Origin of the sequence: Peribacillus acanthi (assembly GCF_003073175.1) — a bacterium.
Classification (GTDB): Bacteria; Bacillota; Bacilli; order Bacillales; family DSM-1321; genus Bacillus_BN; species Bacillus_BN acanthi.
On the sequence record NZ_QBBX01000006.1, the window covers coordinates 193,239 to 217,973 of the forward strand.

General features: G+C 35.7%; 32 protein-coding genes. 13 read left to right on the forward strand and 19 right to left on the reverse strand.

What is annotated here, in order from left to right:
• Positions 1-17 precede the first annotated feature (17 nt).
• The 4 genes from DBX25_RS08290 to DBX25_RS08305 form a co-directional block, all read right to left on the reverse strand.
• Positions 18-365 carry an ArsR/SmtB family transcription factor gene (locus DBX25_RS08290; RefSeq protein WP_108670316.1) on the reverse strand — a complete coding sequence of 116 codons (348 nt, stop codon included), beginning with the start codon at positions 363-365 and terminating at the stop codon, positions 18-20.
• A 67-nt stretch (positions 366-432) separates the two neighbouring features.
• Entirely contained in the window at positions 433-672 is a 240-nt protein-coding gene (locus DBX25_RS08295; RefSeq protein WP_108670317.1) for a helix-turn-helix domain-containing protein, read from the reverse strand.
• A 303-nt stretch (positions 673-975) separates the two neighbouring features.
• Entirely contained in the window at positions 976-1,365 is a 390-nt protein-coding gene (locus tag DBX25_RS08300) for a VOC family protein (RefSeq protein ID WP_108670318.1), read from the reverse strand.
• A 215-nt stretch (positions 1,366-1,580) separates the two neighbouring features.
• Positions 1,581-2,555 carry a DMT family transporter gene (locus DBX25_RS08305; RefSeq protein WP_108670319.1) on the reverse strand — a complete coding sequence of 325 codons (975 nt, stop codon included), beginning with the start codon at positions 2,553-2,555 and terminating at the stop codon, positions 1,581-1,583.
• A 199-nt stretch (positions 2,556-2,754) separates the two neighbouring features.
• Here DBX25_RS08305 and DBX25_RS08310 point away from each other — a divergent pair, with 199 nt between their 5' ends.
• Positions 2,755-3,219: an Lrp/AsnC family transcriptional regulator gene (locus tag DBX25_RS08310; protein ID WP_108670320.1), complete on the forward strand. Its 465-nt coding sequence runs from the start codon at positions 2,755-2,757 to the stop codon at positions 3,217-3,219.
• A 36-nt stretch (positions 3,220-3,255) separates the two neighbouring features.
• Here the strand turns inward: DBX25_RS08310 and DBX25_RS08315 are convergent, their stop codons facing one another.
• The 3 genes from DBX25_RS08315 to DBX25_RS08325 form a co-directional block, all read right to left on the reverse strand.
• Positions 3,256-4,011 carry an alpha/beta hydrolase gene (locus tag DBX25_RS08315; protein WP_108670321.1) on the reverse strand — a complete coding sequence of 252 codons (756 nt, stop codon included), beginning with the start codon at positions 4,009-4,011 and terminating at the stop codon, positions 3,256-3,258.
• A 68-nt stretch (positions 4,012-4,079) separates the two neighbouring features.
• Complete coding sequence (locus DBX25_RS08320) at positions 4,080-5,267, reverse strand: MFS transporter (RefSeq protein WP_108670322.1); 1,188 nt, start codon at positions 5,265-5,267, stop codon at positions 4,080-4,082.
• A complete protein-coding gene (locus DBX25_RS08325) occupies positions 5,264-6,385 on the reverse strand; it encodes an NAD(P)-binding domain-containing protein (protein WP_108670323.1) in 1,122 nt (373 codons plus the stop codon). The genes DBX25_RS08320 and DBX25_RS08325 overlap by 4 nt, the downstream gene beginning before the upstream one ends.
• Positions 6,386-6,573: 188 nt before the next feature.
• Here DBX25_RS08325 and DBX25_RS08330 point away from each other — a divergent pair, with 188 nt between their 5' ends.
• The 6 genes from DBX25_RS08330 to DBX25_RS08340 all read left to right on the forward strand — a co-directional run bounded on the left by DBX25_RS08330 (position 6,574) and on the right by DBX25_RS08340 (position 9,608).
• The gene (locus DBX25_RS08330) at positions 6,574-6,903 is read left to right on the forward strand and encodes an ArsR/SmtB family transcription factor (RefSeq protein WP_157950919.1); all 330 of its coding nucleotides are present in this window, start codon (positions 6,574-6,576) and stop codon (positions 6,901-6,903) included.
• A 73-nt stretch (positions 6,904-6,976) separates the two neighbouring features.
• Complete coding sequence (locus DBX25_RS20550; RefSeq protein ID WP_157950920.1) at positions 6,977-7,135, forward strand: hypothetical protein; 159 nt, start codon at positions 6,977-6,979, stop codon at positions 7,133-7,135.
• Positions 7,136-7,182: 47 nt separating this feature from the next.
• Positions 7,183-7,341: a hypothetical protein gene (locus DBX25_RS20555; RefSeq protein ID WP_157950921.1), complete on the forward strand. Its 159-nt coding sequence runs from the start codon at positions 7,183-7,185 to the stop codon at positions 7,339-7,341.
• Between the two features lie 41 nt (positions 7,342-7,382).
• Positions 7,383-7,562: a hypothetical protein gene (locus DBX25_RS20560; protein ID WP_205685192.1), complete on the forward strand. Its 180-nt coding sequence runs from the start codon at positions 7,383-7,385 to the stop codon at positions 7,560-7,562.
• 243 nt (positions 7,563-7,805) lie between these two features.
• Positions 7,806-8,636: an STAS domain-containing protein gene (locus DBX25_RS08335; protein WP_108670324.1), complete on the forward strand. Its 831-nt coding sequence runs from the start codon at positions 7,806-7,808 to the stop codon at positions 8,634-8,636.
• A gap of 522 nt (positions 8,637-9,158) precedes the next feature.
• The gene (locus tag DBX25_RS08340; protein ID WP_108670325.1) at positions 9,159-9,608 is read left to right on the forward strand and encodes a hypothetical protein; all 450 of its coding nucleotides are present in this window, start codon (positions 9,159-9,161) and stop codon (positions 9,606-9,608) included.
• A gap of 135 nt (positions 9,609-9,743) precedes the next feature.
• Here DBX25_RS08340 and DBX25_RS08345 read toward each other — a convergent pair whose 3' ends face one another.
• The 8 genes from DBX25_RS08345 to DBX25_RS08380 all read right to left on the reverse strand — a co-directional run bounded on the left by DBX25_RS08345 (position 9,744) and on the right by DBX25_RS08380 (position 15,339).
• Entirely contained in the window at positions 9,744-9,971 is a 228-nt protein-coding gene (locus DBX25_RS08345) for a hypothetical protein (RefSeq protein WP_108670326.1), read from the reverse strand.
• A 25-nt stretch (positions 9,972-9,996) separates the two neighbouring features.
• The gene (locus DBX25_RS08350; RefSeq protein ID WP_108670327.1) at positions 9,997-10,845 is read right to left on the reverse strand and encodes a sugar nucleotide-binding protein; all 849 of its coding nucleotides are present in this window, start codon (positions 10,843-10,845) and stop codon (positions 9,997-9,999) included.
• Positions 10,846-10,933: 88 nt separating this feature from the next.
• Complete coding sequence (locus DBX25_RS08355; RefSeq protein WP_108670328.1) at positions 10,934-11,530, reverse strand: LysE family translocator; 597 nt, start codon at positions 11,528-11,530, stop codon at positions 10,934-10,936.
• 267 nt (positions 11,531-11,797) lie between these two features.
• On the reverse strand, positions 11,798-12,823 hold the full coding sequence (locus DBX25_RS08360; RefSeq protein WP_108670329.1) for an ion channel: 1,026 nt from the start codon (positions 12,821-12,823) through the stop codon (positions 11,798-11,800).
• Entirely contained in the window at positions 12,824-14,071 is a 1,248-nt protein-coding gene (locus DBX25_RS08365) for a glutathionylspermidine synthase family protein (RefSeq protein WP_108670330.1), read from the reverse strand. It abuts the gene before it with no gap.
• Between the two features lie 11 nt (positions 14,072-14,082).
• Positions 14,083-14,538, reverse strand: a complete 456-nt coding sequence (locus tag DBX25_RS08370; protein WP_240620213.1) for an RNA helicase — start codon at positions 14,536-14,538, stop codon at positions 14,083-14,085.
• A gap of 13 nt (positions 14,539-14,551) precedes the next feature.
• Positions 14,552-14,950, reverse strand: coding sequence for a DUF350 domain-containing protein (locus DBX25_RS08375; RefSeq protein ID WP_108670331.1), 399 nt, complete (start codon positions 14,948-14,950; stop codon positions 14,552-14,554).
• 26 nt (positions 14,951-14,976) lie between these two features.
• The gene (locus DBX25_RS08380) at positions 14,977-15,339 is read right to left on the reverse strand and encodes an aminotransferase yhxA (protein WP_108670332.1); all 363 of its coding nucleotides are present in this window, start codon (positions 15,337-15,339) and stop codon (positions 14,977-14,979) included.
• Between the two features lie 151 nt (positions 15,340-15,490).
• Between DBX25_RS08380 and DBX25_RS08385 the strand changes: the two genes are divergently transcribed.
• The gene (locus tag DBX25_RS08385; RefSeq protein ID WP_108670333.1) at positions 15,491-16,201 is read left to right on the forward strand and encodes a hypothetical protein; all 711 of its coding nucleotides are present in this window, start codon (positions 15,491-15,493) and stop codon (positions 16,199-16,201) included.
• A gap of 23 nt (positions 16,202-16,224) precedes the next feature.
• On the opposite strand, the gene DBX25_RS08390 is transcribed toward DBX25_RS08385, so the two are convergent.
• Positions 16,225-16,983, reverse strand: coding sequence for a carbon-nitrogen hydrolase family protein (locus tag DBX25_RS08390; RefSeq protein WP_108670334.1), 759 nt, complete (start codon positions 16,981-16,983; stop codon positions 16,225-16,227).
• Positions 16,984-17,213: 230 nt separating this feature from the next.
• Positions 17,214-17,798, reverse strand: a complete 585-nt coding sequence (locus DBX25_RS08395; protein ID WP_108670335.1) for a DUF6944 family repetitive protein — start codon at positions 17,796-17,798, stop codon at positions 17,214-17,216.
• Positions 17,799-18,061: 263 nt separating this feature from the next.
• On the opposite strand from DBX25_RS08395, the gene DBX25_RS08400 reads away from it, so the two are divergent.
• Positions 18,062-18,241: a hypothetical protein gene (locus tag DBX25_RS08400; protein ID WP_108670336.1), complete on the forward strand. Its 180-nt coding sequence runs from the start codon at positions 18,062-18,064 to the stop codon at positions 18,239-18,241.
• Between the two features lie 350 nt (positions 18,242-18,591).
• On the opposite strand, the gene DBX25_RS08405 is transcribed toward DBX25_RS08400, so the two are convergent.
• Entirely contained in the window at positions 18,592-19,230 is a 639-nt protein-coding gene (locus DBX25_RS08405) for a class D sortase (RefSeq protein WP_108670337.1), read from the reverse strand.
• 6 nt (positions 19,231-19,236) lie between these two features.
• Entirely contained in the window at positions 19,237-20,655 is a 1,419-nt protein-coding gene (locus DBX25_RS08410) for an LPXTG cell wall anchor domain-containing protein (protein WP_108670338.1), read from the reverse strand.
• 358 nt (positions 20,656-21,013) lie between these two features.
• Here DBX25_RS08410 and DBX25_RS08415 point away from each other — a divergent pair, with 358 nt between their 5' ends.
• The 4 genes from DBX25_RS08415 to DBX25_RS08430 all read left to right on the forward strand — a co-directional run bounded on the left by DBX25_RS08415 (position 21,014) and on the right by DBX25_RS08430 (position 24,715).
• Positions 21,014-21,502 carry a hypothetical protein gene (locus DBX25_RS08415; RefSeq protein WP_108670339.1) on the forward strand — a complete coding sequence of 163 codons (489 nt, stop codon included), beginning with the start codon at positions 21,014-21,016 and terminating at the stop codon, positions 21,500-21,502.
• A gap of 159 nt (positions 21,503-21,661) precedes the next feature.
• Positions 21,662-22,882: an MFS transporter gene (locus DBX25_RS08420; protein WP_108670340.1), complete on the forward strand. Its 1,221-nt coding sequence runs from the start codon at positions 21,662-21,664 to the stop codon at positions 22,880-22,882.
• 114 nt (positions 22,883-22,996) lie between these two features.
• Entirely contained in the window at positions 22,997-23,347 is a 351-nt protein-coding gene (locus DBX25_RS08425; RefSeq protein ID WP_108670341.1) for a DUF805 domain-containing protein, read from the forward strand.
• A gap of 249 nt (positions 23,348-23,596) precedes the next feature.
• Positions 23,597-24,715 (forward strand): phosphatidylglycerol lysyltransferase domain-containing protein, encoded by a 1,119-nt coding sequence (locus tag DBX25_RS08430; protein ID WP_108670342.1) that lies wholly within the window; start codon positions 23,597-23,599, stop codon positions 24,713-24,715.
• Positions 24,716-24,735 lie beyond the last annotated feature (20 nt).

Sequence of the window (24,735 nt, forward strand, 5' to 3'; positions counted from 1 at the left end):
TACATCTATACTCCTCTCTACTCACAAGAAATGCGCAAACCTTCATCTTCTAACTCTGTCAGAAGATGACTCTGATCAGATAATTGCTCCAACAATATCGATACAAATGGATAGTGTTCATGATTTTTGTTAATGGCATAGAAAATCCACTGTCCCTTACGATTTTCTCTGACTAATCCCGCATCACGCAGCTTTCGTAAATGCTGGCTAATCGCAGGCTGACTCGTTTTAAAGATCTCTACAAATTCACATACACAATAATCATTATTTTCGAGCAGTTTCATCATCGTTAATCGAGTCTTATCTCCAAGCAACTTCAAAACTTGAGAAGCTTCCTGAATATCAATCGTGTTTTTCACATGCATCAATACCACCCCCAATTTCGGATATCATTATATAATGATTTACTTATATATTCAATAAAAATATACACTACTTATTTTCAGGAGGATCATTCCAAATAATAGTCTTTAGGACATGAAAAGGAATATCTAAGACAGATGATATTTTTTCAATCAAGCTGTCCGCAGGATATACATCACTGTTTTCTAACCGTTCCACCATGTAAACAGGAATTCTGATAAGGACAGAGAATTTTTCTCGAGTAAGATTTTTTCGATTTCTTTCAAATTGGATAAAAGCGCCGTATTCTTTGCTTGGTTGTTCTAACATAACAAGTGTTCCCCCTAAATAACTAATACTTATATAATAAGGGGCTTATGTGAAGGAAACATAAATACGTTATTAATATTTGTAAAAGGTTTGATAATTATTAGGAATTTCAATTGAAGCATTAAAAAAGAGATGTCTACTATCCTAGCACCTCTTCTTAACGATGTATTTTATTCATTACGTATTATAAAACCCTTATCACGACTACTCTTCTAAACGATTTCAACGGGGAACCATAAGGTAGATATCCTTACTCCTATCCCCTGTTTCATTCTTTATTCCCATTTAACATAACCTATTTCTCTATAAAATCATATTCGGAGTATACGCCACTTCCAAGACATATCCATCAGGGTCATAAAAGTCTACTGTATAGTAACCTGTGGAATACTCATTTCTTTCAATTGGACCTCTAATGATTTTAGTATCATGTCTTTTTAAATATTCAAAGACAGTATCTACAACATTTCGATTTTCAGCTTGGAAACATATATGTCTAGGACCAATGGTGTCAAGCTTTACTTGTGCAACCACCTTAAAATAAATCTCCATTGAACCTGTACTAAAAGCCCATTCGTTTAGCTTTTTCCATCCGATCACCTCGAATAACCCTTCATAAAAAGGAAGAGAACGCTCCTTATTAGAAACCCAAAACTCAATGTGATTAATACCCGGTCTCCACTTTTCAGTCAAGAAAACCACCCTTTCAGTTGGAGAAAATATCCTAAACGTATATACGACCTAAGCACTCTATTTTCCTTTAATTCCCTTTAAAGTTATTAATAATTTTAATAGTATGTTTTCATTCTGAGATTAGTGGTAGTTTCCTTTGCCATTACCCACACTTGCTTTTTTAGAAACAATCAACGAATGGTAGCGAACCAACAAAGGGAATGGTAGAAACATCATTATGTTCTAGTAATAAATTTGCGACTAATTTTAAGCGTCTTTAACAAAATATTGACTTTGTCCTCATATCCTATATATTTGTACTTTCTGAATTTAGATATATTATTGTCTTTAAAATATGTAAATAGATAGCAGCCTAAAATGACAATTCCGCTTCCAACAGCTTGAATCTCAGTCATTTTTCCCCCTAAAAAGATAAATGCAAGTATCGCAGTGAAGATAGGATTGAAGTTTAAGAAAATTCCAGAAGTAGTCGCACCAAGTTTTTGAACCCCGATATTCCAAAATAGCATGCACAAAACGGTAGACACGACTCCTGTATAAAGAATGGATAAAATGAATGATGAATCCATATTTATCACCGTAAAATTGGTAGCGTTAAACGGAAGCATGACCATTAACCCAAAGATTCCAGAGTAAAAAGTGGACATCAGCGGAGAAATTACCTTTGTTACCGATCTGCTGCTTACGGAATAAATTCCCCAAATACAAACCGCAACTAGCATCCATAAATCTCCTGCATTGAAATCCAATGTTAACAATAAGTTAAGCTGACCCTTTAGTAGAAAAAGAATAACGCCAAACAACGAAATTATCATAGAAAATACTTGGAATAAATTCATGTTTTCCTTTAAAAATAGAAACGAAAAAATAGCAATGGTGATGGAAGTCAGCGTGGAAATCAATCCTGCATTAGTAGCGGATGTTTGCCCCAATGCCCAAAACTGAAACAAATTAAAGAGTGCAACCCCTGATATCCCCATGATTAATAATGGAAGCAGCACCTCTTTTGGAGGAAACAACCTTTTTTCTTTCCACCAAACGATTGGCAACAGGCATACAATCGCGATTCCCCATCTTAAGGTTGTCAACGTCATAGGTGAAGCATGGGCGACAAGCGATTTACCAACGACAAAATTTCCTCCCCATAATAAACTGGTCAATAGCAGCAACAACATATATAAAATTGGCATATTCGCTAACTCCTATTCTATTCCGAGCTGTAAATTTGATATAATAATCTTAACACCATTGTTTATTTCAGCGTATATTATTTTGTTCATTTAAATAAATTCAAAATAATCAAACGGGAATATACAATAACAAAGAATTAAATTCAGCTCACTTCAAATGTTCGTCTCATTTTCCGAATAATCGAAAGGGGTACATACAATGGAATTTAACAAAATGTTAGATGATGTCGACCTTCAAATATTAGATATCTTGCAAAAAGAAGCACATCTAAGCAACGCAGAGCTCGCAAGAAGGGTAAACTTGTCGCCTCCCGCTACTCATGCCAGGGTTAAACGTTTGGAAAGTGAAGGATATATCGATCGGCAAGTAGCAATTTTGAATCAAGAAAAGCTTGGATTTGATTTGCTTTGCTTCATCTTCATCAATACAAATATCCATCAAGCGGACATGCTGGAGGTGTTGGAGAAGGAATTAGTGGCAATGCCTGAAGTACTGGAGTGTCACTTACTCACGGGTGAGTATGATTATCTTTTAAAAGTCGCTAATAAAGATCGGAAGGAATTAGAAAATTTCATCCGTAAATTAAACCAGCTTGGAATCTCAAAAATCCAAACGAGTTTAGCATTACGAGAAATTAAATATTCTACCGCTTTACCGTTATGAAAAGTCCCCCTTTTCTTTTGAAAAGGGGGACTAAAATTAATAGGAGAACAGTTCATTTACTCGTGCTCTAAAGGTCATATAATTATGGACTGCATCTTCAATAACGACAAACCTAGTATTAGGAATTTTTTCTTTTATAATTTCATAAACTGCTTGATTGGAAGCTAAAAATAACCGGTTCACTTCTTCTTTTTCTCTTGCTTCTTTTGTTCCAGCATCCATATAAAAGCTTTCAATCAAGGACAAATCAGAATTCCTCAACAGGTTTTCAATTTCCTCTTGGTTGCGCCAAAATGCTGAAGACATGACGATAATATTTTTGAAAATATGTGGATATACACTGGCAGCGTACGTTGAAATTAGTCCACCTAAAGAGATTCCGGCCATAGATGTACGTTCCTTATCTGTACGGTATTTCTCATCTATATAAGGCTTCAGCTCATTTACGATAAAATCTACGTACTGCTTCCCTTTACCACCTAATGTACAAACCTCACCTAAAATCCTCTTGCTATACTCTCCTTGGTACCACGGACAATACTCATTGATTCTCTCCTCACTATTTTGGTCAATCGCTACCACGATTACCTCTAGCTCATTTTTATCGAGGTAGCTTTCTAGATTCAAAGAGACACCACCAATGGCCTCTTCGTCATGAAAAACATTTTGACCGTCATGCATGTATAGAACAGGATATCTCTTCTCACTGAATTGATAAGTTTTTGGTAGGTACGCTCTAATTGTCCGTTTTTCATCAAATGATGTAATAAATACAGGGAAAATTTCTAACATGGTAATTCCTCCAACCAGTTTTAAAACAACATTACAATAATTTTCAATACATAAGAATCCAATCAATTTTATCCTAGTTTTCTAACTTGAACTTCTGAGTTTGCTTTTCTTCCAATCAATAAAACACTTGCGATAAACCACATTCCACCCAAACACCCAAAAAGCCAAGAAAAAGATAAGTAATCGAGGATGAGCCCAGATAATAATGGCCCGACTATCATACCCAAGCTTGATATAGATGCAAGAAAGCCCATTACTTTTCCCATTTTAAATTGCCTTCCCATTTCAGTGGCCATTCCTGATGAACTAGAAACGGCCAAGGAAAAGAACAATGAAAGAATTAGCGCAAAAAATGCCGTAACGAAAAAGGAATGGAATAATGGTATAGATACTAGAATAAAACCGATTCCAATATTAGATATGAAAAGGACTTTTACTTTTTCCATTCGATCGACTAATTTACCAAATGGAATTTGACAGACTCCCACGGTAATATTAAAAATGGAGATCAATGCGCCAATTTGAACCGTGTTAAATCCAAGTTCCATACCATAGAGCGGAAAGAAGGATATGTAGAACATCGATATCACAGCAATTGCAAAATATACATTAATTAATCCGAGAAAATTAGAATTTGAGAATGAAAGTAATCTAGTATTTGAACCATCTTGGACTTCCTCCTTCTTTGAAAAAGATTTTCCATTAACAGAGGGCAATATTTTTGCAGTCAAGACTAACGAAACTAAAGCAAAAACCAACAATCCGAGAAAAGAGGCTCGATATCCATATTCGCTTGCCACCCATCCCCCCAGTAATGGACCTAACCCATTAGCAATAAATAAGAATGAGTTATACACTCCCATATAGGAACTTTCTTTTCCCTTTGGCGTTATGAGTCCAATATAGGTCATGGCCATCGGCAACATCATAGTTGATGCCACACCATGGAACAGCCTTGCTCCTAATAAAGAAACCAAACTATCCGCAAACAAATATGTCAATGCAATAAATGGATACATGAGTAAGCTTACCGTAAGCATCTTCTTTGCACCGTATTTGTCAGACAAAATCCCAACTGGAGTACCCACTACAAATCGTACCATATAAAATCCACTGTAAATGATACCAATCCATATTCCACTTGCACCCATCCCTTTCGAATATGGAGAAAGGATAGGTGCAACAATTCCAGTACCAAGAGTCAAAATAAAGATGATTGTAGAAATGGTCAAAAGTGATTTATTTTCATTGATCATTTTAATTTTACTAATTCTCTAGTAATTGATTTAAGAATTGTTGAGGATGTCTTTTTCAACCCAAGGATAAAACGGAACGTCGGGCCGTGACTATGGGAAGAAAGAGGCCCAGCAAAATATAAACCTTGTATGTTAGATTCAAAGAACTCACTTAACTTCGGAAACTGTGGTAATTCTTCTCGTTCAATCTTTTGTAGTAACTTTTGGTCCATAAATGGTACTCGATCTAAATTGATTCTAAATCCTGTAGCAACAATTATATGATTTACCTTCTTCTCTTCTCCATTTGTTAGAGTTATTTTGATTTCATCATCTGATATCGGCGTTAAAGACTCGATACCTACTTCACCCGTTTGAGGAACCAAACCTTCAACATATTTCTCTAAAAAGTGTGCCACGCTTCCTGGAGATTGGCCCCACATTGTTTTTTTCTCTTTTAATGGAAGTGTATAAAAAACCTCACCTAAATCTCGAAGCAAAATTTCATTTTCTCTACTACCTGCATAGTTAGGACCTTTCCTTCTATAAATCAATTCGACTTCCGCTTGCTCGCGGTTCAATAATCCAGCTGCTTCCCATGCACTTTGTCCGCTACCAATCACCGCTACCTTTTTGCCTTTGAACTGAGAAAAATCGGTATAGCCCGAAGTATGAGAAAGTAAGTTTGATGATACTTCCTTCATCGATTCAGGAAGATATTTATAATGCTCAACTCCAGTAGCCACAATCACATTTTTGGTTTGGTACTCTTCACCTGTTTCAGTACGGACCGTAAAATATCCATCTTTTTGTTCTACATTACTAACCAAGACTGGAGAAAAAGTAATTCCAGTTTTCTCTGCAAACCAGCTTGCATAGTCCACGAAAACTGGTCTTGGTAGAGGCGTTTCTAATAAGGTCCCTGTTTCTAACGCATAGTTATGAATTGTCCACTGCTCCAATGGATCTGAAAAGCTAACAAAATCGTGAGGTGTTCTGATAAACATATCCTGAGGCATTTGATTTTTCCAAAAGTCCATCGGGTAGCCAAACAATTTATACTCCAGTTTATTTGCAACTGCATGAGCTGCTAGAGAAATACCGTAAGGACCTGCACCAACAATAATGACATCCAACATAATAAAACCTCCAATTTATTTGTAATTTTCAAGTTTATAATTCCGTTTTTTTCAATAAATTTATCTTAACACTTACATTTATATGATATTTATTTGTAAAATGCAAATAAATTTTTAGAAATATTTTCTAAAATTGGTTGCACATTTCGAATAATTGGAATATACTTCAAGTACATCAAGAAAATTTGATGAAAGGAGAGTTTATCATCGAAGACTTAAACTTATCACTCGAAGAAACTTTTTCTACTTATGAAATAAAATTCAAGGCATTGGCCGATCAAAAACGATTGCATATCTTACATCTTCTTTGCCAGAATCCCATTTGCGTTTGTGATTTAAGTGGAATGATTGATATGCCACAATCTAAACTTTCTTATCATTTAAAAATCTTACTAGATGCTAACCTAATTCTAAAGGAAACAAAAGGCACGTGGAGCTATTACAAAGTTAATTCCGAAGAAGTAAATGGCATACTTTCTCCTAAATTATGCTGTTTATTCCGACCTAGCTGTGGTTAGGTCTTACTTTAGAAACATTCATCAATTTTTTTTGATTAATAAAACAAAACTATTTGATTAAGGAGAGATTACTATGTTTTATCATGAACAAGAAATTATGGTTGCAAAGCTTAAACAATTAGAGGTTGAACAAAATTCTAGAAATGCTTGGAGATTCTTTGACTTCGATCCTAAGCAAAAGAAACAAGCTGAAGCACCAATAAAAATTTCACTAAAAGATTGCTGTGCCTAGTTTGCTTGAACTATAAATCAAAAATATTTGATTAAGGAGAGGTAAATATGTTTTTTTATGAACAAAAAATCATGATTGCAAGGCTTAAACAATTAGAGGTTGAAGAGAATGTTAGAAACGCTTGGAGATTTTTTAATATCACCACTAAACAAAAAGAACAAACTGCTCCACCAATTACGACTTCGCCTAAAGTTTGCTGTGCCTAGTTTGCTTGAACTATAAATCAAAAATATTTGATTAAGGAGAGATGATGATGTTTTTTTATGAACAAGAAATGATGGTTGCAAAGCTAAAACAACAAGAGATTGAACAGAAATCTAGAAATGCATGGAGATTATTTACTAACATTCCTAAACAAAAGGAAAAACTTTCACCAACGACTACTTCCAAGGATTGCTGCACGGTAAATTATTGTGGTGCTAATTAGCGTATGTATCTCTGGTAATGGTCCAATGAAACGGCGTGTATGTTAATTATAGAATTACAAATTAAAATAAAACACCGACTAGCTACAAATTGTTGTAAAGTTACTTCTACCCATCATTTCAATAGGTGGCTTCCTTTTATATAGGTAAATATTTTACGGACATTACCCTAATGGTATACAATATTAAAAATGAATGGAAATTAACTGTATCTTAACTAATCATAAAGGGTGAGTAATGAAAATATGAGTATAGTCATTAATAAAGAAATCGATCTTATAGGGTACTTATCAAAGCACAAACTAGAATTTGAAGAAAGACTATTATCAGAGGCTATAACTGTTAGGGAAAAAATCAAAGAAATCCAGCAAATTGGAAACATAGATTTACTAGAGAATGCCCATAAATTAGTTCGTTACGTAATTAATCAAAATGAAAAGGATTTGGTAGCATTTGCTGCTAAAGAGGGAATCGTTTGGGCTAGATTCCAAATGACGCTATCCTTTAAACTTGAGTGGGTTCAGGCAATTAGACGTACTCTTTGGCATTTTTTATATGAAATAGATCAAGTTTCTGAAAATCCAACGACTACTGATGAATTTTTCGCTACAGAAAAATTCATCAACAAATATTTTGACCAATTCTTAAACTGCTTTTTCATCAGTTATTCCCAGTATAAAGATGAGTTACTTGAAGCTCAAAGGGAATTGGTAGAAAATCTTTCAGTCCCTATTATCCCTATTACTCCGACCATTTGTATATTACCTTTGATCGGAGCCATTGATTCATATCGTTCAACAACCATTGAAGAAAAAGTGTTGACTGAGATTGGAAGATTGCATATCCAAACTTTAATCATGGACCTTTCAGGGATTGCACAAATGGAATCTGTTGTCATCAATCACTTAATTAAAATCATTGACGGCGTATCCATGATGGGCTGTAAAGCGGTCATTACAGGATTACGTCCTGAAATTGTTAGGGATATGATTAAACAAGGGTATTCCTTTGAGTCAAAAGCAGAAACAAAAGGATCACTACAACAAGCCTTAAAAGAATATGTAACGTTCAAATAAATAATTTGAGGATGGCACTTGGCCATCCTCAAATTATTTATTTTAATCTCGCAACTTTCTATTTCGAAGTTCGCGAAACCTGCCATAGCTTTCTTTTTTAAAATTCCCCCATTTTTTATAGTGTTTATAAAGAACATAGACAATCGTTCTTGTAAATCAATACAATTCTAAATAGTCTAATAAAGTTTTTGGGGCATATAATTATAGAGAGATGTGGCTTAGCCACCCTCCTCCCTGACACCTTTACCACCATAAGGTAATGGTACCTGGACTGCTATTTTGCAAAGGCCACCTTATAATCTATAAGGTGGTTTCTTTTCTATAAGCTTTATTTTTTCCTGTATAGCATCAATACATTAACTAGCTTTGCTCAGAGGTATCGCTTCTTCTCCTACAATTAACCTCGTGGAAAATCACATATAAGCTTTCTTTAAAGACTGTTATTTAAAAAATCTTTTAATATCAGACTCGACATCTTAAAATCTAATAAATAACCATTAAATTCTAAAAGGTGATGATTAAATGAATTATGCCAAGGCCACTTCACTACTCTTATTGTCTCTTATACCCCTTTCGTTTATTGGTTATTGGTTTGCGGTAGATTTAGAACATCTATTTTTCCTTTATGAGTGGTCTCTTGTTGTACTCATGCTTGCTATTGTCTATTTTTCTTTTTTAGGGATATATAAAGAAAAGAAGAACAAATGGATATTTATTTCAACGTTAGCTTTTACGATACAAATGTCAGTTCTTTTTCTTTTCATTGGGCCTTTTACACATTTTTCTTTTATCATGATCTATTATGTGACAAGCACAATTACAACAATATTGATGGTTATCTCTCTTAAAAAGTTACAAAAATATCGATATTTGCCAATTACTTTTCTCTTTTTCTCTATACTTTCAACTTTATATGTAATCTTAATAAATAACCTTTGGGGAAAAGATTTAAGTTTTATCTTGTTGTTTTAGAATGACAATTTTTGAATATTAATAGAAAAAAAAGAGAAGACATCTTCGCTTCTCTCAAAAAGTTTTCTTAAATAAAAAAGATTTTCAATAACGTAGTAGCTTAACCATATCGTCTATTATCATCTTTAACACTTTTTATCGTTCATTTCCCCGTTTAAAATTCCCGGTCATTTTCGCCATAATCAGTTGTTCCTCGAGTTGGGTGGATGCTCGACTGATTCGCTCTTTGAATCTGTCAGCATCCTTCCCTTTTAACGATTTGATAATCTTTCCATTCCATTCGATAAAGACAATGTTGTCTTTTGATATTCTATAAGTAAATACTTCTTCTTTAAACCGGTTTCGTTTATCAATTGAGCTCATTTTATTCACCATAACAGAACTATTTTTATTGAGTAATTTTACAATCCTTATTAGGTGCCAGACACTCCCTTAAGCTTTCAATGATATCATGGTTCGTCTGCTTCAATTCATCTGGTAGGTCCTGACGCATCGATCTTATGCCAAAATAGGCCTTCACTTCTTTGTCCAAGAATAAATGATGTCGAACTGTAGCATCCTTGTTCTTTTTCAGGAGTTGTTCGATGAATTCAGCATGTACCATCGTATCTTCTGAGGCCAAATGAAAGATGCCTTTTAAATCATTCTCTATCAAATAACGAAGTTGCTTTGCCAGCATTGTATCCATTAGATTGTTTAACTCTAGGTTTGTATAAGCATCGATTGCCTCTTGATTAGACAAGCTTTCCTTCAATTGATGTAAACGAGGCGAGTCTGTTCCCCACATCATCGGAATCCGGATGATAATTGCCTTATCCTTTAGGGCGTCTTGTAATATTTCTTCACATTTTATTTTGAATTTGCCATATTCGGATTGTGCACCTGGTTGGTCTTTTTCTGTGTGGTGCCTCGAATAATCCCCATCGAAAACATTCGCTGTAGAAAAGTAATAGATTCGTGTTGGAAGGTCTTTCACCTCTTCTGCTAACACTCTATGAAATTTTAATTGTTCTTGAAAGTCACCTCTTAAACATGAAATCACATAATCAGGTCGAATGTTTTGAATCAATTCTTTGATTTTTTCCGTTTCCTTCACCTCTAATTGAAACTGCTTATCGTCCGGTAAAGGTAAAACCTTGGAAAAAAACGTCCCGTATAAATCAAATACACCATTACATTCATTGATAAATGCCTTCCCTACTAACCCACTGGCACCTAAAACAAGCACTTTCTTCATAAAAAGCCCCTCCGTCTATAGTCCTACTAACAAAAGAATTCGATATCGAAGCTTCGATTCCTTTTTAAATAAATGAAGCTTTTTACACCTATTTTATAAAAGCTAACATACCTAATAAAATAATGAGCAATCCAGCTATTTTATTCACAATCGATAAATGTGGAGTTATTTTGTTCCTAAATAAGCTGACACCAAAGCTTAGAATCAACCACCAGCTTGTGGCCCCCCAAAATACTCCTCCAACCATCAACAGAGCTGATATACCTGTATGTGAGCTTTTCTCAAATCCTAAACCTGCAAACATAGCAACGAAGTTCAATATGGTCACAGGATTAGTGATCATTAGGAAGAACGTTGAAAAATACATCGCAAGTAAGCTTTCCCCTCCTAGTATAGCAACTTGATCAGTAGGCTTTTTTAAGAATGTTTTTACACCTAAATAGAATAAAAAGAGGCCGCCGACCACTCTTAAAATGAATTGTTGCTCTAATAGGAATGCAGAAACAACGGAGAAACCAAAGGCTGCTATACTAGCGTAAATCATGTTGGCAGAAACCGCCCCAAGACCTGTTAAAAAACCTGCCCACTTTCCACGTACTAATGTCCTTTGAATACACAGCAAACCAATCGGACCAACTGGTGCAGATACGGAGAAGCCTAAAAGAAAACTTTTTAGAAATAACATTGAAACGAGTACCTTTCAAGAGAATTATTATGATTCAAACAACGGAAATAACCCAAAACTGACCATGATTGAGCGGAATCAGCGGATAACATTGACCCTAATCATTTTGATGATTTTCAAATCAAAAGAATCCATTAAAACACACCTTCATTAAAAATGTATATGTATAGAATAATTTATTTTTCCTAAGTGAACAATCGACAAAAATCGGGGCGTGACAGGCACCAACAAAAACGGCGTGATTCCTGAAGAACCTCGCCGTCCATTTTATTTAATTTTTTCAAATGTTTCTTTGTCACAGATGACGAACAGTTTGGTGTCGTTTGGGATGGTATCATTTGGCCTTCTGGCTATATCAAGGTTATTGCCGTCTGAAATTAGAATTGCCCCTTGTTCAAACAATTCCATCGATGCATCTTTGTACGTAATCCATTGGGGTTTTTTTTGAATTTCATACAAATTTTCTCCGTCGGCTTTACTTAGCAGTTGTTTAAATAGTTTACTCGAGCCAGGATGGATTGCCGCCTGTGCCATCAGTCTCGATACCGATTCATTGGACAAAATAAATTCATCCACCTTCGCATGCTCGAATAAGGAAATATGTTTTTCTTTCATAATCTCAACCACTGTATAAATGCTTTTATTATATTTTTTAGAGATGTATTCTACCCTTGAAGCGATTAACAACGTTTTACCATCTGCGTATTCCGAAAGAGAGATGCTTTCATCGGCAAAGACAGAAACAGAATTAGATTCTAGGATATTTGCCTTTAAAAGCACTTCTTCTTCTGAAGGATCACCACTAATAAAATGAACTCTATCATGCTGGATAGGACACTTATTCGAATTGTCTATGATGACAATTTCACACTTACTATTATTCGCAGTTAACTCTTCCACGACATTAACTAATTTATCTTTCGAGGAACCAATCAAAATATAATGACCTTTACCCGAAAATTTCAATTTCCCTTCCTCCTTTAGCTTTCGATACAAACTAAAGCTTTCAAAGATTTTCCCGATGATAATCCCCATGGCACCAATTCCGAAAGTGTATAGAAGAAACATCGTAAAGATGCGACCAATGTCACTTTTCGGGAAGTAATCACCGTACCCGACCGTTACCACTGTCGTCATCGTCCACCATAATGAATCTATATAACGAGGGAATGTTTCGGGCTCCAGTTTGTGCATCGAATAACTGCTCAAAAGAAGAATAATTACAGTCATTAAGATGATTTGCCATAATTTAATCGTTATGATTTTAGAAAAAAGTCTTTGAAGAATCCACATTTATATTCCCTCCTTTTCTATGCCAATCGGCAAATAATAAGAGAGGTTATTTGTAATTCGATTCCCAACTCTGTATCCAATTGCACCAGGTTTCCCATTCAATAAAAAACTACCAATCAATTGATGACCTTCTTGTTTCCCTTTTTCGCTTTGGAAAGAAACAAGAGGCATTTCAACAAATTCCTGGTACACTTGCAAATAGTCACTATAGGATTCTTGTGAGTCCTTTAAAGTCAATTGCCCCGATTGATTATAAATTTCCACTGTATCCCCTTCACGACCAAAGGCTGGCTTTTTCACGAATGCTAAGCCCTTTTCTATGAACACATCAGGCTCTAAATAAGTCGGTAAAAAGTATTCATCAATCCATTGATGTTCGGTATCCGTAAAGAATGGATGATTTTCTTCATGAAGCGACCAAATCACTGCCTGAATTGCTTTATTTTGAAGTAAAAAAGCAGATGGAGGGTTGATGATTGCCAACTTTCTAGATTGAACCAATTCAAGCAGCCAATTGCCTATCTCATTTCCCTGTTCATCAGCATCTAAAAGCAACGTTTCAATTGGAAAGGTTTGACGGTAAAGAATATCGATTCTTTTCCCATTATCATTAAATAACCCTTCTCCCCTCTTGATTTGAAGCTTATGTAAGGGAACAAAATCGGAAGGATAACTAGACAACTCTTTAAGATATATTACGGTGTTTCGATCTTCCACATTATCTTCATGAGCAGTAAATACGAGATGAGGATGGTCTTTTTTCAACCACTGCTTCGCTTGAAGAATACTAGTCCTTATTGTTTCGCCAAGCTTTTTTTCCACACCTTCATTTGGGTCAATCATTTGAAACTCTTCAACGACCTGACTATTGATAGAAAAAAGTTCTTTAATAAAAGTAGGTGTATCAGCATTGATTTCGATGCATTTATACGTATTACCAACACGGACTAAATCCAATCGAGATATTACACTTTCTACTGGCAAAGTTCTCAACCTTAAAAAAGAAAGGGTCTCGCTAGGAAACCCCATTTCTAATAAAGTACTTTCAGGCACTTTTCTCATTAAGCTGCACAATTTGAAAAAAACATGGCCAATCCGCTCGGTGGCTTGATGAATGTCTTCAATTTCTTTCTTTGAGGTCAAAGAAATGTCATATAACGCATATTCCTCTCCGTACAAATCATGCCAGAAGTCAGGAATGGCTTCGTAAAAGCATTTACGACGTTCATGATAGATTGAAGTATTCATCAAATTCCCTCCTAATCTTCCTCACCTAAATGTTTAACATACAGAACATAGACTCCTCGATCTTCATCGATTTCAGTTGATGTGACAGCGAGGTTGCCGACACCTGGTACTTCCACTACATCTTTTAATAAATATCGAATCACTTCAAAGTGGGTCTGGCATGGAATAGCCGTCAAACGTCTGCCTTCTTCCTTATAAAGGCGTATTTCAACGTGGATTCCTCTTCCTCTGAAATCTACCTCATTTGGATAAGGAACATTTTCCCCTAGATCCTTTAACACTAAGATTTCCTCATCTTTCACACACTCATTGGAAATCAATTCATACTGCTTGCCCTTCATGATAAAATACGTACAAAGCTGGCGAGCATATAATTCATCCACTCCTACTTGAGGGACCGCATATTCATAAAAAGGCTCGTACTGGTCGTTTCCTTTATCAATGTAATAAGTAAGTGTTTTGATCATCTCATATTACCTCTTAATACGTCAGACATTTCGCTACAACCCATCCAACAGACAAGGATAAGCTTAATAGCATGAAGCCAACGGCACGATTGTCTTCTTCAATGGCTTTTTGAATGCTAAAACGAATCGTCACCACTTCAGCTACTATGAAAATGATAATTTGTGCTACGATACCAACAAGTCCCCAAATAACCATATCCATTAATGAAACGGAATATTCTGCAGCAGCCCCCAATACTATAGCAAGACCTATCATTTTTCCGCCTAGGGATAGCGAGGCTGTCAGATTTTTTTCTGCAATTAATTTGAACTCCTTAATATTACGAGTGCTGATTTCGAATAAAAATAATCCTACGGTTAATAAGGCCACTGCCACCCCTAAATAAGAAGCAAAATTTAAGTATAAATTCAAGTCAGTCCCTCCCTTTTATTGTTGTATTAGCCACCATAACTCTTTGAACCACTGCCAAATCCAGAGCTTCCACCAGAGGACGTCGTTGATTCATCTCTTTGTTTAGTAATTACGTTACTTTTATAGGATTTATATCCGGGAGCTTTAATTAAGCTAGAACTGTTCTTAAAGTATTTTCCTGCAAAGAACAGATATCCAAAATAAGGAGAACGGCTATCATCACATTCCCAAACTGCATCATCCTCATCCCATTCCCAATCTGTACAATTCTGATCGTCCGGAACAGGTGTGTCTGGAGTTGTGCTATATTCTTCAGTTCCACATGCAGCCAATCCAATCAGCATTGCTGTCGACGTAACACCAGCCATAACTTTTTTTGTTTTACTCATATGTTCACCTCCAACTTCGCTTATTTAGTACATACGATTAATGAATGAAAAAGGAGTCAAAAAAATGTCTTTTATTTGTCTTTTTCCTTAAACAGCATAAAATGGTTGAATATGGTATTTTAATATTATCTAAATAAGGTGGTGACCATTCATGTCAATCTTAACCTTTAACAGAATTGAAAAGGAAATGGAAGAAATCCTACATACCTATGAACAGCATAATAAATTTAAGGAAGCTCTACAAGGGTACTTAGAAATTGAAGAAAAAATAGTAGATTTTATGAATAAGTCAGAAGAAGGAAAAACGGTCGGATATAGAATACTCTCCCAATGCTATCTACGAATCGGAAATATGTATCGCTCATTAGGGAACCCAGTAGAAGCAAACAAATACAATCTTAAGGAATTGGAATGCGCGAGCCGGTCCGGTGACACCATTACATACGCACAAAGCATATTCTCAAAAGCTATTAATCTCATTTCGAACAAGAACGTCCAAGAAGGTTTAAAATTTCTAGACCAATCTAAGGAATTGTTTACTTCCGGTTCTACATTCGATCATATACAGGGTGTCGGATGGTATTGGATTATTAAAGCCGATTTGGCGAATAAAGGAATTGTTCCTCAACCTAATGAAGCTATTATCGAGTTTTCAAATCTTGCACTTGAACAACTTTTACCCATCAACAATTACCCTGGTATAGCCAGAGCTTACCAAGCTAGATCAATTGCTTATAATGCCATGGGTGAAACGGCGTTGGCTCAGGAAGATGTAATAAAAACAAAGGAATACCAAGAACTGACGAATCAACAAACCAGATTACACATAGAAGAAAATCACATAGTTAGCAGTGTAACATAAGCGATAGTTACACTGCTTTACTATTAATCTATCAACTCTGGTTTAAATCTCAACGCTAACAATCGAGTAGCATGGGCAGGATTTACTTCACATACGAGTAATTGCACTGTGTCAGGCTGAGCTTTACAAAGTCTTTCTCCCGATGGTGATACCACTGATGACGTACTGATTTGATTCTTAAGTGCATAATTCACACTCGCAAAGAAGATATTATTTTCAACACTTCTACAAATCATAGCTGAATCATAAAATTCTGGATTTTTCACCTCTCCAGTAAATTGAGGATGGAAAACAATGCTTGCTCCTTGGCGCGCTGCCCATCTAACCGTTTCTGGATATCTCCATCCTTCATGACAAATGACGATTCCAAAGGTATCATCATTGATCTTAAAAATCTTTCTCTCTTTACCAGGTTCATAACCAAACTGGTCCTCATCTGGATCGATTTGATTTTTCGTTTGGTATCCAAGAACTTCTCCATCTCTTGAAATCACAAATGCTACAATATGTGTTCCCAATTCATCCTTCCATTCAGTAGGCAAGATAACAGAAACATTACATTCTTTGGCTAACAATCTGATTTCCTCTAAAGCCTTTTCCTGAAACTCATGATTGTAAACTTCCACTTCATATCCAACACCTCTTAAACCAGGAAGAATAGATTCTGGGAAACAAACAATATCACAATTTTCAATAGAGGCCTCCATTATCATTTCCTTTACACTTTTCAGCCCGTCATAAGGAGTTTCAGGAAATCTTGTCTGAGCTAATCCAATTCTCAATATGTTTTTCTCCTTTGTCTATAAATTTAATAAAATTATAAAAGAAAACAATGGAAAAAAGTCAGTGAAACTATAATTTTTTTGTGGGAGAAAACTCTTATTATCTTGGCAATCACATCAATTGAAAATACCTTCCTTTACATTAACGCAATATTATTAAACAAAGATGTTTACATTTGGGATCGTTTCTAAAAAATCAAACGCCTTGGACAATTCATGTTCAAGGCGTTTTATAATTTCTCTTCTTCTTTGTCTACATTTTTATTACCATTTTCCAAGGAAACGCCAATTGCAGATACGACCGAACCGCCCGCTTGGATCCAGCTTCCTCCAAAACCTAATGCCTCGGCTGTTTTTTCATCACCGGACAGTTTGAACTCCCCCCCAACTGCCTGTAACCCATTTCCAATTGACTGTAAGGCATTTCCACTAATGTTCAAAAATTCTTTTGAGAAACTTTCCCCGAATACTTGCACAATCCCAAGAATTCCGCCAAATGATTGTAACCAGTTGCCCGATATATCAAGTTTGGTTTTCGAAATCTCATCGTTATCTGATACAATTCCATAGATGACTGTAAGATTACCAGCAGCTTGTACTTGCTCTCCAAGCCTAGCAATAGGCCCTTCATCCACTAATGATTCCAATGCATTTCCTATTGCTTGCAATGCATTCCCTATAACATTTAACTTTTCTTTTTCCTCATCCGCTTCCTCATCGTCATCAGTGGATGGGGTACTGGCAATCGCGGATAAGATTGTTCCTATTGCTGCTACCCATGCTCCAATTACCTCTAAGAAATGACTGTTGTCCATTCTCCCACAATCCACTCGTGTATATTTTATGATTATACATATTCATTCGGACAAGGAGTGGTTATTCCTCTAAAGAGCTAATACTGCAATTAAACATTGAATAAAATGAGCGAATTCCCAATTGATTCTTTTTAACTATGGATATCAATCTTCAGCAATGTAAAAATCATATGAACTAAAAATTTAATTCAAAAATAAATTCAAATTTCCCAAAATACTCCTATTTCCATTATAATAGTACTAGATATTTGGGAGGACCTACCATGGTGAAAATATTGTTTATGGAGAATGAAAGAGAAATCGAAATTCAAAATCAAAAAAATGCGATTTCTACCTTAAGAAAGAACATGCCTTTGATGCTGCCACAAGGCATGTATTACTACAACCGGCTAAAGCTTGAAAAAACGAAATTAAGGATTTTTTTAACTAAATTTGCGGATTGAAAAACTGCCGGATTTATTTGTCTCGGCAGTTTTTGCATACTTTAATAGTTTTGTTGGATTCCGTTTTATGAGGATACAATAACTTGATTCCAGTTTTCCCACACAAAGGACATTCTCCCCGTCCTCTAGACGGAAGATGGTTTAACGTCTTTCCTCGATTCCTTTTAGCCATACCCATTCACCTTATTCCTGTTTGTCCTATTCTATATAATGTTGGACGAAGTAAAAGATTGATAGGCTATTTGATTATCTTTATTTTTTTGGACTCTTTGATACTTTATTCTCTAGCTCAAATAAAATTGTATACACAATAAAAGACACAAAATCACATCGATTTTGTGTCTTTTTTTTTAATTTTCTTGGTCTGCTTTGATGATTAATCGGTAGCGATTGGAGTTAAGAGGATGACAGGTAATTAAGGTCAACGTGTTTTTTCCTTTTGTCGGTTCCAATACTGAGAGGTCAGTGGGTTCTACGATCTTGATGGAAGAAATGGAATATGTGTAAGTGCCAGAGTATGTTTGTATCGAGATTGTGTCGCCTTCCACCATTTCTCCCAGTCGATTGAAGAACTTTCCATAGGTGTGGCTTCTATGACCTGCAAGAACCATATTCCCTACCTCATCGGGCATACTCGTAGATTCCATCCACCCCACAGCATTCTTAATACTTTTCTCATCGACCCCGGGGACGATGACTGCTTCTAGGTCAATTTTTGGGATGGCAATCTCTCCTACCATCCCTTTTTGTGTGGATAATTTACGGTCTTTCTCTGTTTTTACATCAGATATATGTGAACTCACATTTTCCCTCAAGATTTCTCCAGGTAAAACGCGAGGAATTTGTTCAGCATATACAGAAGACCAATCTTCTCTCATCTCATCTTGGTATTTTTCAACTTTCCACCCAGTATAGAAAGGATAAATAAAGAGGAATAAACCAGTTAAGATAAAAATGATGCTAATGTAGGTGTACTTATTTCTCTTCACTCTTTATCACTGTCCGTTCCATTGTCCGCGACGATAGAAGAATCCTCCAATACCCATTGCGATTGCGCCTAAAATCATCAAGATATTATTAGAAAATAGAGAACCTGTCTTTGGAAGCATTTCACTATCATAAGCACCAGCAACTTGTGTCATAGAGTTCGTTTCAGAGACTCCCCCAACTTCTGAACCCGAAACGCTACCAGTGGATGTTCCCCCTGTTGCATTTGGAGGTGTCTGGGATGAATCCCCGCTAGTCCCTGTAACATCCTCTTCAGCGTCCTCATCAGAATCGGTTCCACTACTACTAACTACGACCTTCATAGGCTGTAAAGTAATCAATTCCTCTCCCATCGCGAGTGTCAACGGAAGAGCAACTCCATCAAACTCCCCTTCGAATGATCCTGCTACCTTAAACGAAAGGTCGGATTTTCCTTGTGGAAGTTCAGGGATCCTCACGACAATTGAACCGTCTTTTTCAACATCAAAAGCCGCCTTGAATCCATTTAACCAAATGATATCCTCTACCTTAAAGTTAACCGGAATTTTGAAGTGTAAAGAACAAGATTTCAAACCGACATCACTTTGGTTTTCTATTCTGATTGTTGGAGTAAGCTCCACTTTTTTGTTCTTCAATTTCAAGTCCGCAGTTCCTACCAAGGATACTTTTGCCTTTATTTCATCTGTAAGGACTGGCTCCACCTCTTCTTTTTTTACTAAGAAAAATTTCACATCAAAGTGCAGCTTCTCTTCTACTAACAGATCTGGGATAGTTAACGTCATACCATCTTTAGCTTCTGTTAGGGTATATTTAACATCATCCATAAGTGGATTTTTGTTGGTCGGAGTTATCAACACAAGTTGAGGGAACCGTTCATCCAACACATATCCATCTGGAAATTGAATGGTGGCGGTCAGCCCAGTCAATGTCGTCGACTCATCGTTTTCTAAATTAAATTTATAAACAGGATGCAATTTCTTATCTTCTTTTTTCACATCTCCTTGCAACTTAATCGAGCCAGATGCATGAGCCAAAGATTCGCTGGTCGTAAAAGTACCAAACGATGTCACGGAAGAATCAATCATTAAATCTGCATCTACTTCAGTTTTGATTTCATCGTTTACTTTATCTTCGACCTTTTCTACAACTTCATCTACTTTGTCTTTCACTTCTTCCACTAGTTCTTTACCATCTTGGGTAGTCGTTGTTACAACGATTGCCTTTGTACCACTTGTTTTCTCATAAGCTAAAGCCTTTGAATTAACTTTTAGTTGTTTAGAAGAACTGTTAATCTCTACTTTCTTCATTTCTACCTTCAAATTTTTATGCGTTTGCTTTGAATGATGATCATTAGATGCTAACGCAGATATGGGTGTAATAGCTAAAAAGGCCGCCATCGATAAAGGAATCATTACTTTTTTTGACAATGTGTTCCATCCTCTCGTACTAATATAATAGTGATTTTGTCACGCTAGAATGGAGATACCCAATATTTTCTAACAACTAAACATAAAATAAAATATATTTTTTTCTTTTAAAATCCATGTTTTATACAAGTTCTAATGGGATAAAAGGGATAGTTTAATAACCTATTTGAAGTACTCTTCTTAAAAGGCCGACCCTGTTAGTTGTGTAAAATTTCTGCGTTGAGGTTAATCGATTGGGTTTGTGAAATTCGGACGTTTTCGAGAGGGAAAAATAAATCTCCTCCATAAATAATACATAACGTAATATTCTTTAGGAGAAAATACACATCAATATTACGTAAAGGAAGTCAGTCATTCTATGAAGAAACCTTATAAATATATAATACTTATGTTGATTCTGCCTTGGCTCACTGTTCCTCTTTTAGGCACAAGAACTGTACAAAGATTTTTACCTGGCGCATTATTTATGGCCCTGTATGTTACGGCTGAAGGATATTTGGCTGAGAAGAAAAAGTGGTGGTGGTTTCCGTTCCGCATAAAACCTAATGTTTTAGGTGAACTACCCTTAATTCTCGGTCCTTTTTTTGTCGGCTCATTATGGATTCTAAAATATACGTACGGAAAGTTTAATTTGTACGTGTTAGTCAATCTTGTGGTCGATAGCCTATTTACATACTTTACTCTAGATTGGTTCAAAAAAATTGGGTACGCCTCTCTTGTGAAGCTGACTAAATTCCAATTGTCCCTTCTGTTTTTGGTAAAGTCCTTTTTAATGTATGGTTTTCAAGTCTTATACGAAAGAGCCTTTCCATTTAATCGAACTTGTGAATTGAATCAAAAAAAGTGAAGGGTTTGCACCTTCACTTTTTTTGTTCCAATAATTTGTATTCCTAAACAAACCTAAAACTCCTTTTGAAGAAATCCCCATAATCTTTCTAAATCTTCGTATTGCGAAATAAATTCAAACTATTTAAACTAAAACAAAAACCAGTTTTTAGGGAGAATTATGAATCGTAAATTTTTTTTATATGTTAAGGCTTTTTCAGATTTAGGAACCTTTATGGATTTAATTGCTATCAATGTATTAATGTATGTGGCGACAGGTAGTTCTGCTTGGTTAGCTGCCACCATGGCGTTTCGTACGTTGGGAGGAGTATTATCGAGTTTATTTTCAGGGGTGATCGCGGATCGATTTGACCGTAGAAAAATCATGATTTACACAGATATTTTCCGGGCTATCATCATCTTGATGTTAATTCCCTTCCCCAATCCAATCATGATTGTTATTGTTTGCTTCCTTATAGGCTTAACGAGTAGCTTCTTTGCGGTGAGCTATAGTGCTGAAATCCCACAAATATTTGGTGAGGATAAAGTGTTAGAGACAAATGCGTTAATTTCCAGGTTAACTTCGATTAGTTTAGTGTTTGGGTTCCTTGGGGCAGGAGTAATAACAGATTTGTTAGGGTATCAAGTGACCTTGATCATTGACGCAGCAACTTACCTTATTTCAGCTCTAGTTTTGTATAAGATAAAATGGAAAACTTCAATCCCCACAGGGAATATGCAACTTTCAAATGGATTTAAAGAAAAGATTATTACAATCGGAAAAGATATAAAAGAAGTCTATTCGTTCATCTTGTTAGCTCCGATGCTGTTAATGGTCAATATTGTTTTCTTGGTGGGGGCTTTTGCAGGCGCTTCACATAATTTAGGGATACCGTTATTGGCAGAGAACATTGATACTAGTAAACAAAGCTTTTATTATGGATTAATTTGGGGTGTTTGGGGAATTGGTTCGGTGTTGGCTACGATGATCCTTCCAAAGTTAAAGAATTTACAAGGAAACCGACTGTACTATACCTGCTTTATCTCGGCAATGCTCATGTCCACCGGCTTTATTACATTTCTGTCCAATGTAAACCTATGGATTGTATTACCTTTTGCCTTTATCACAGGTATTTTTGATGCTTTCTTTACCACCTTGCATGCTACGATCCTTCAAAAAACAGACAATCATATACGAGGAAGAATTTTTGGAGTCGGCATGCTTTTGAAGTCATTAGGATTTGCACTCGGTTTTGTAGTTGCCCCAATATTATTGGAAGCATTGACTTTACCAAAAATGGTTTGGATTTTCCACGGCATACTTATTACAACTAGTGTTTTGATATTGTTCTATTCCATTAGAATTAGAGATAAGGATGGGAAAAGTAAACAATGTGCTTAATCTACAAGGAAAATATTTATGATAACACCAATCCCTGCCAGATGTTATACTAATTAAGTTATTGATGAATATATTGAAATATCATCAAATTTCTTACACGAAAGGTGGGATAAAATGGAGTGGTATTTAAAAGTGCTTCAAAATTATGTAGGCTTTTCCGGAAGAGCAAGACGTAAGGAATACTGGATGTTTACGTTATTTAGTATTATTATTTCAATCGTTTTAACCGTCATTGAACTTATTATTGGCTTACCTTCTATTCTTACTGGTTTATATTCATTGGCTGTTTTGTTACCTTCACTTGCCGTTGGAGTACGCAGATTACACGATACAGGTCGAAGTGGTTTGTGGTTATTGCTTACCCTAATACCTTTGATTGGTCCTATCATCCTTATTGTATTTATGGCACAAGATGGACAGCCAGCTGATAACCAATATGGTTCTAATCCGAAATTTACATTTTAATATTTTGTATTTTTCTTTTTATGGAAGAGTAAAAGTCCAGCATTTTCGCTGGACTTTTTTGTTTATGTGAATAAAACACTTATCTTCATAGTTGAACCTTCTTAGTGAGGATTCTCGGTCCTAACTTTTAACACTTTCCATTTTGACTGGAAATTAGTTCAAATAATATCCTTATTTAAGGTATAGCCGAAGTATTAGACTTGTGTTATCTTATCCTTTGGGAATGAATAATTCTAGTGGAGGATTAAGATGATTTTCTTGTTTCTTACAGTGATTCTTCTCTGTCTGATTTATATGGGAATGAAATTACCTAATTCCTCATTTGAGGCTGATGAAGTTAATTTAAACGAAATAAATGCTTTTTTAAGGCGTTATGGTGGCAACCACGTCTCCCACTTGACTTTTAACAATGATAAACACGTATTTTGGACAGCTAGTAAACAAGCTATAATACCCTATCAAAAGGTTGGAAACAAACTTATTGTCTTAGGGGATCCAATTGGAAAAAAAGAACATATAACAGAAGCGATTCAAGAATTCATTAATTATAGTACCAAATACCAGCTAAAGCCCGTATTTTATCAAGTCACACCAGAATTCTTGCCTGCCTACCAGGATTCAGGCTATCATTTGTTTAAATTAGGGGAAGAAGCAAGAGTGCCTCTATCGGATTTTTCTCTTGCTGGAAAAAAAGGGGCTAAGCTTCGCACGAGGAAAAATAAGTTTGAAAGAAATGGGTTTGATTTCAAAGTTGTCCACCCTCCCTATTCAGATGAATTTATTGGACAAATCCAATTGATCTCTAATTCTTGGCTAGATGGCCGAAGAGAAAAAGGTTTTTCAGTAAGTTTTTTCTGTGAACAATATGTTTCCCGTTTTCCAATGGCTATATTAAGTAACCCAGAAGGTAAACCGATTGCCTTTGCCACACTTGCATGTGACGCACATTTGGAAAACAGGACGATGACCATTGATTTAATGCGATATTTGAAAGACAGTCCTCATGGAACGATGGATATGCTTTTCATTTCCATTTTTCATTGGTGTAAGGAAAATGGATACTCATGGGGTAGCATGGGCATGGCACCATTATCGAACCTCGGTACAGATACGAAATCAAGTTTGCTAGAAAAGATTGCCCAATTAACATTCCATCACGGAAATATTTTTTATAACTTTAAAGGTTTATTTGAATACAAAAACAAATTTTTTCCTCTTTGGGAACCAAGGTATTTAGCCTATCCAAAAGGATCACTAGCCATCATTCTTATTCAAATCATGTATCTAATTAATAGGAAGAATTTCCGAACTACTACAGTAAAAGAAACTACATCTACTATTTATAGAAGGCTTAAGAGAGCTGGTTAAAAGCAAAGGTCTAATACAAC

What these genes read in the sequence shown, in the direction of transcription:
- DBX25_RS08290 (WP_108670316.1), bottom strand. Translation starts at nt 365, where the DNA reads ATGCATGTGAAAAACACGATTGATATTCAGGAAGCTTCTCAAGTTTTG.
- DBX25_RS08295 (WP_108670317.1), bottom strand. Translation starts at nt 672, where the DNA reads ATGTTAGAACAACCAAGCAAAGAATACGGCGCTTTTATCCAATTTGAA.
- DBX25_RS08305 (WP_108670319.1), bottom strand. Translation starts at nt 2,555, where the DNA reads ATGCCAATTTTATATATGTTGTTGCTGCTATTGACCAGTTTATTATGG.
- DBX25_RS08310 (WP_108670320.1), top strand. Translation starts at nt 2,755, where the DNA reads ATGGAATTTAACAAAATGTTAGATGATGTCGACCTTCAAATATTAGAT.
- DBX25_RS08315 (WP_108670321.1), bottom strand. Translation starts at nt 4,011, where the DNA reads ATGTTAGAAATTTTCCCTGTATTTATTACATCATTTGATGAAAAACGG.
- DBX25_RS08320 (WP_108670322.1), bottom strand. Translation starts at nt 5,267, where the DNA reads ATGATCAATGAAAATAAATCACTTTTGACCATTTCTACAATCATCTTT.
- DBX25_RS08325 (WP_108670323.1), bottom strand. Translation starts at nt 6,385, where the DNA reads ATGTTGGATGTCATTATTGTTGGTGCAGGTCCTTACGGTATTTCTCTA.
- DBX25_RS08330 (WP_157950919.1), top strand. Translation starts at nt 6,574, where the DNA reads ATGAAAGGAGAGTTTATCATCGAAGACTTAAACTTATCACTCGAAGAA.
- DBX25_RS20550 (WP_157950920.1), top strand. Translation starts at nt 6,977, where the DNA reads ATGTTTTATCATGAACAAGAAATTATGGTTGCAAAGCTTAAACAATTA.
- DBX25_RS20555 (WP_157950921.1), top strand. Translation starts at nt 7,183, where the DNA reads ATGTTTTTTTATGAACAAAAAATCATGATTGCAAGGCTTAAACAATTA.
- DBX25_RS20560 (WP_205685192.1), top strand. Translation starts at nt 7,383, where the DNA reads ATGATGATGTTTTTTTATGAACAAGAAATGATGGTTGCAAAGCTAAAA.
- DBX25_RS08335 (WP_108670324.1), top strand. Translation starts at nt 7,806, where the DNA reads ATGAGTATAGTCATTAATAAAGAAATCGATCTTATAGGGTACTTATCA.
- DBX25_RS08340 (WP_108670325.1), top strand. Translation starts at nt 9,159, where the DNA reads ATGAATTATGCCAAGGCCACTTCACTACTCTTATTGTCTCTTATACCC.
- DBX25_RS08345 (WP_108670326.1), bottom strand. Translation starts at nt 9,971, where the DNA reads ATGAGCTCAATTGATAAACGAAACCGGTTTAAAGAAGAAGTATTTACT.
- DBX25_RS08350 (WP_108670327.1), bottom strand. Translation starts at nt 10,845, where the DNA reads ATGAAGAAAGTGCTTGTTTTAGGTGCCAGTGGGTTAGTAGGGAAGGCA.
- DBX25_RS08355 (WP_108670328.1), bottom strand. Translation starts at nt 11,530, where the DNA reads ATGTTATTTCTAAAAAGTTTTCTTTTAGGCTTCTCCGTATCTGCACCA.
- DBX25_RS08360 (WP_108670329.1), bottom strand. Translation starts at nt 12,823, where the DNA reads ATGTGGATTCTTCAAAGACTTTTTTCTAAAATCATAACGATTAAATTA.
- DBX25_RS08365 (WP_108670330.1), bottom strand. Translation starts at nt 14,071, where the DNA reads ATGAATACTTCAATCTATCATGAACGTCGTAAATGCTTTTACGAAGCC.
- DBX25_RS08370 (WP_240620213.1), bottom strand. Translation starts at nt 14,538, where the DNA reads ATGATCAAAACACTTACTTATTACATTGATAAAGGAAACGACCAGTAC.
- DBX25_RS08380 (WP_108670332.1), bottom strand. Translation starts at nt 15,339, where the DNA reads ATGAGTAAAACAAAAAAAGTTATGGCTGGTGTTACGTCGACAGCAATG.
- DBX25_RS08385 (WP_108670333.1), top strand. Translation starts at nt 15,491, where the DNA reads ATGTCAATCTTAACCTTTAACAGAATTGAAAAGGAAATGGAAGAAATC.
- DBX25_RS08395 (WP_108670335.1), bottom strand. Translation starts at nt 17,798, where the DNA reads ATGGACAACAGTCATTTCTTAGAGGTAATTGGAGCATGGGTAGCAGCA.
- DBX25_RS08400 (WP_108670336.1), top strand. Translation starts at nt 18,062, where the DNA reads ATGGTGAAAATATTGTTTATGGAGAATGAAAGAGAAATCGAAATTCAA.
- DBX25_RS08415 (WP_108670339.1), top strand. Translation starts at nt 21,014, where the DNA reads ATGAAGAAACCTTATAAATATATAATACTTATGTTGATTCTGCCTTGG.
- DBX25_RS08420 (WP_108670340.1), top strand. Translation starts at nt 21,662, where the DNA reads ATGAATCGTAAATTTTTTTTATATGTTAAGGCTTTTTCAGATTTAGGA.
- DBX25_RS08425 (WP_108670341.1), top strand. Translation starts at nt 22,997, where the DNA reads ATGGAGTGGTATTTAAAAGTGCTTCAAAATTATGTAGGCTTTTCCGGA.
- DBX25_RS08430 (WP_108670342.1), top strand. Translation starts at nt 23,597, where the DNA reads ATGATTTTCTTGTTTCTTACAGTGATTCTTCTCTGTCTGATTTATATG.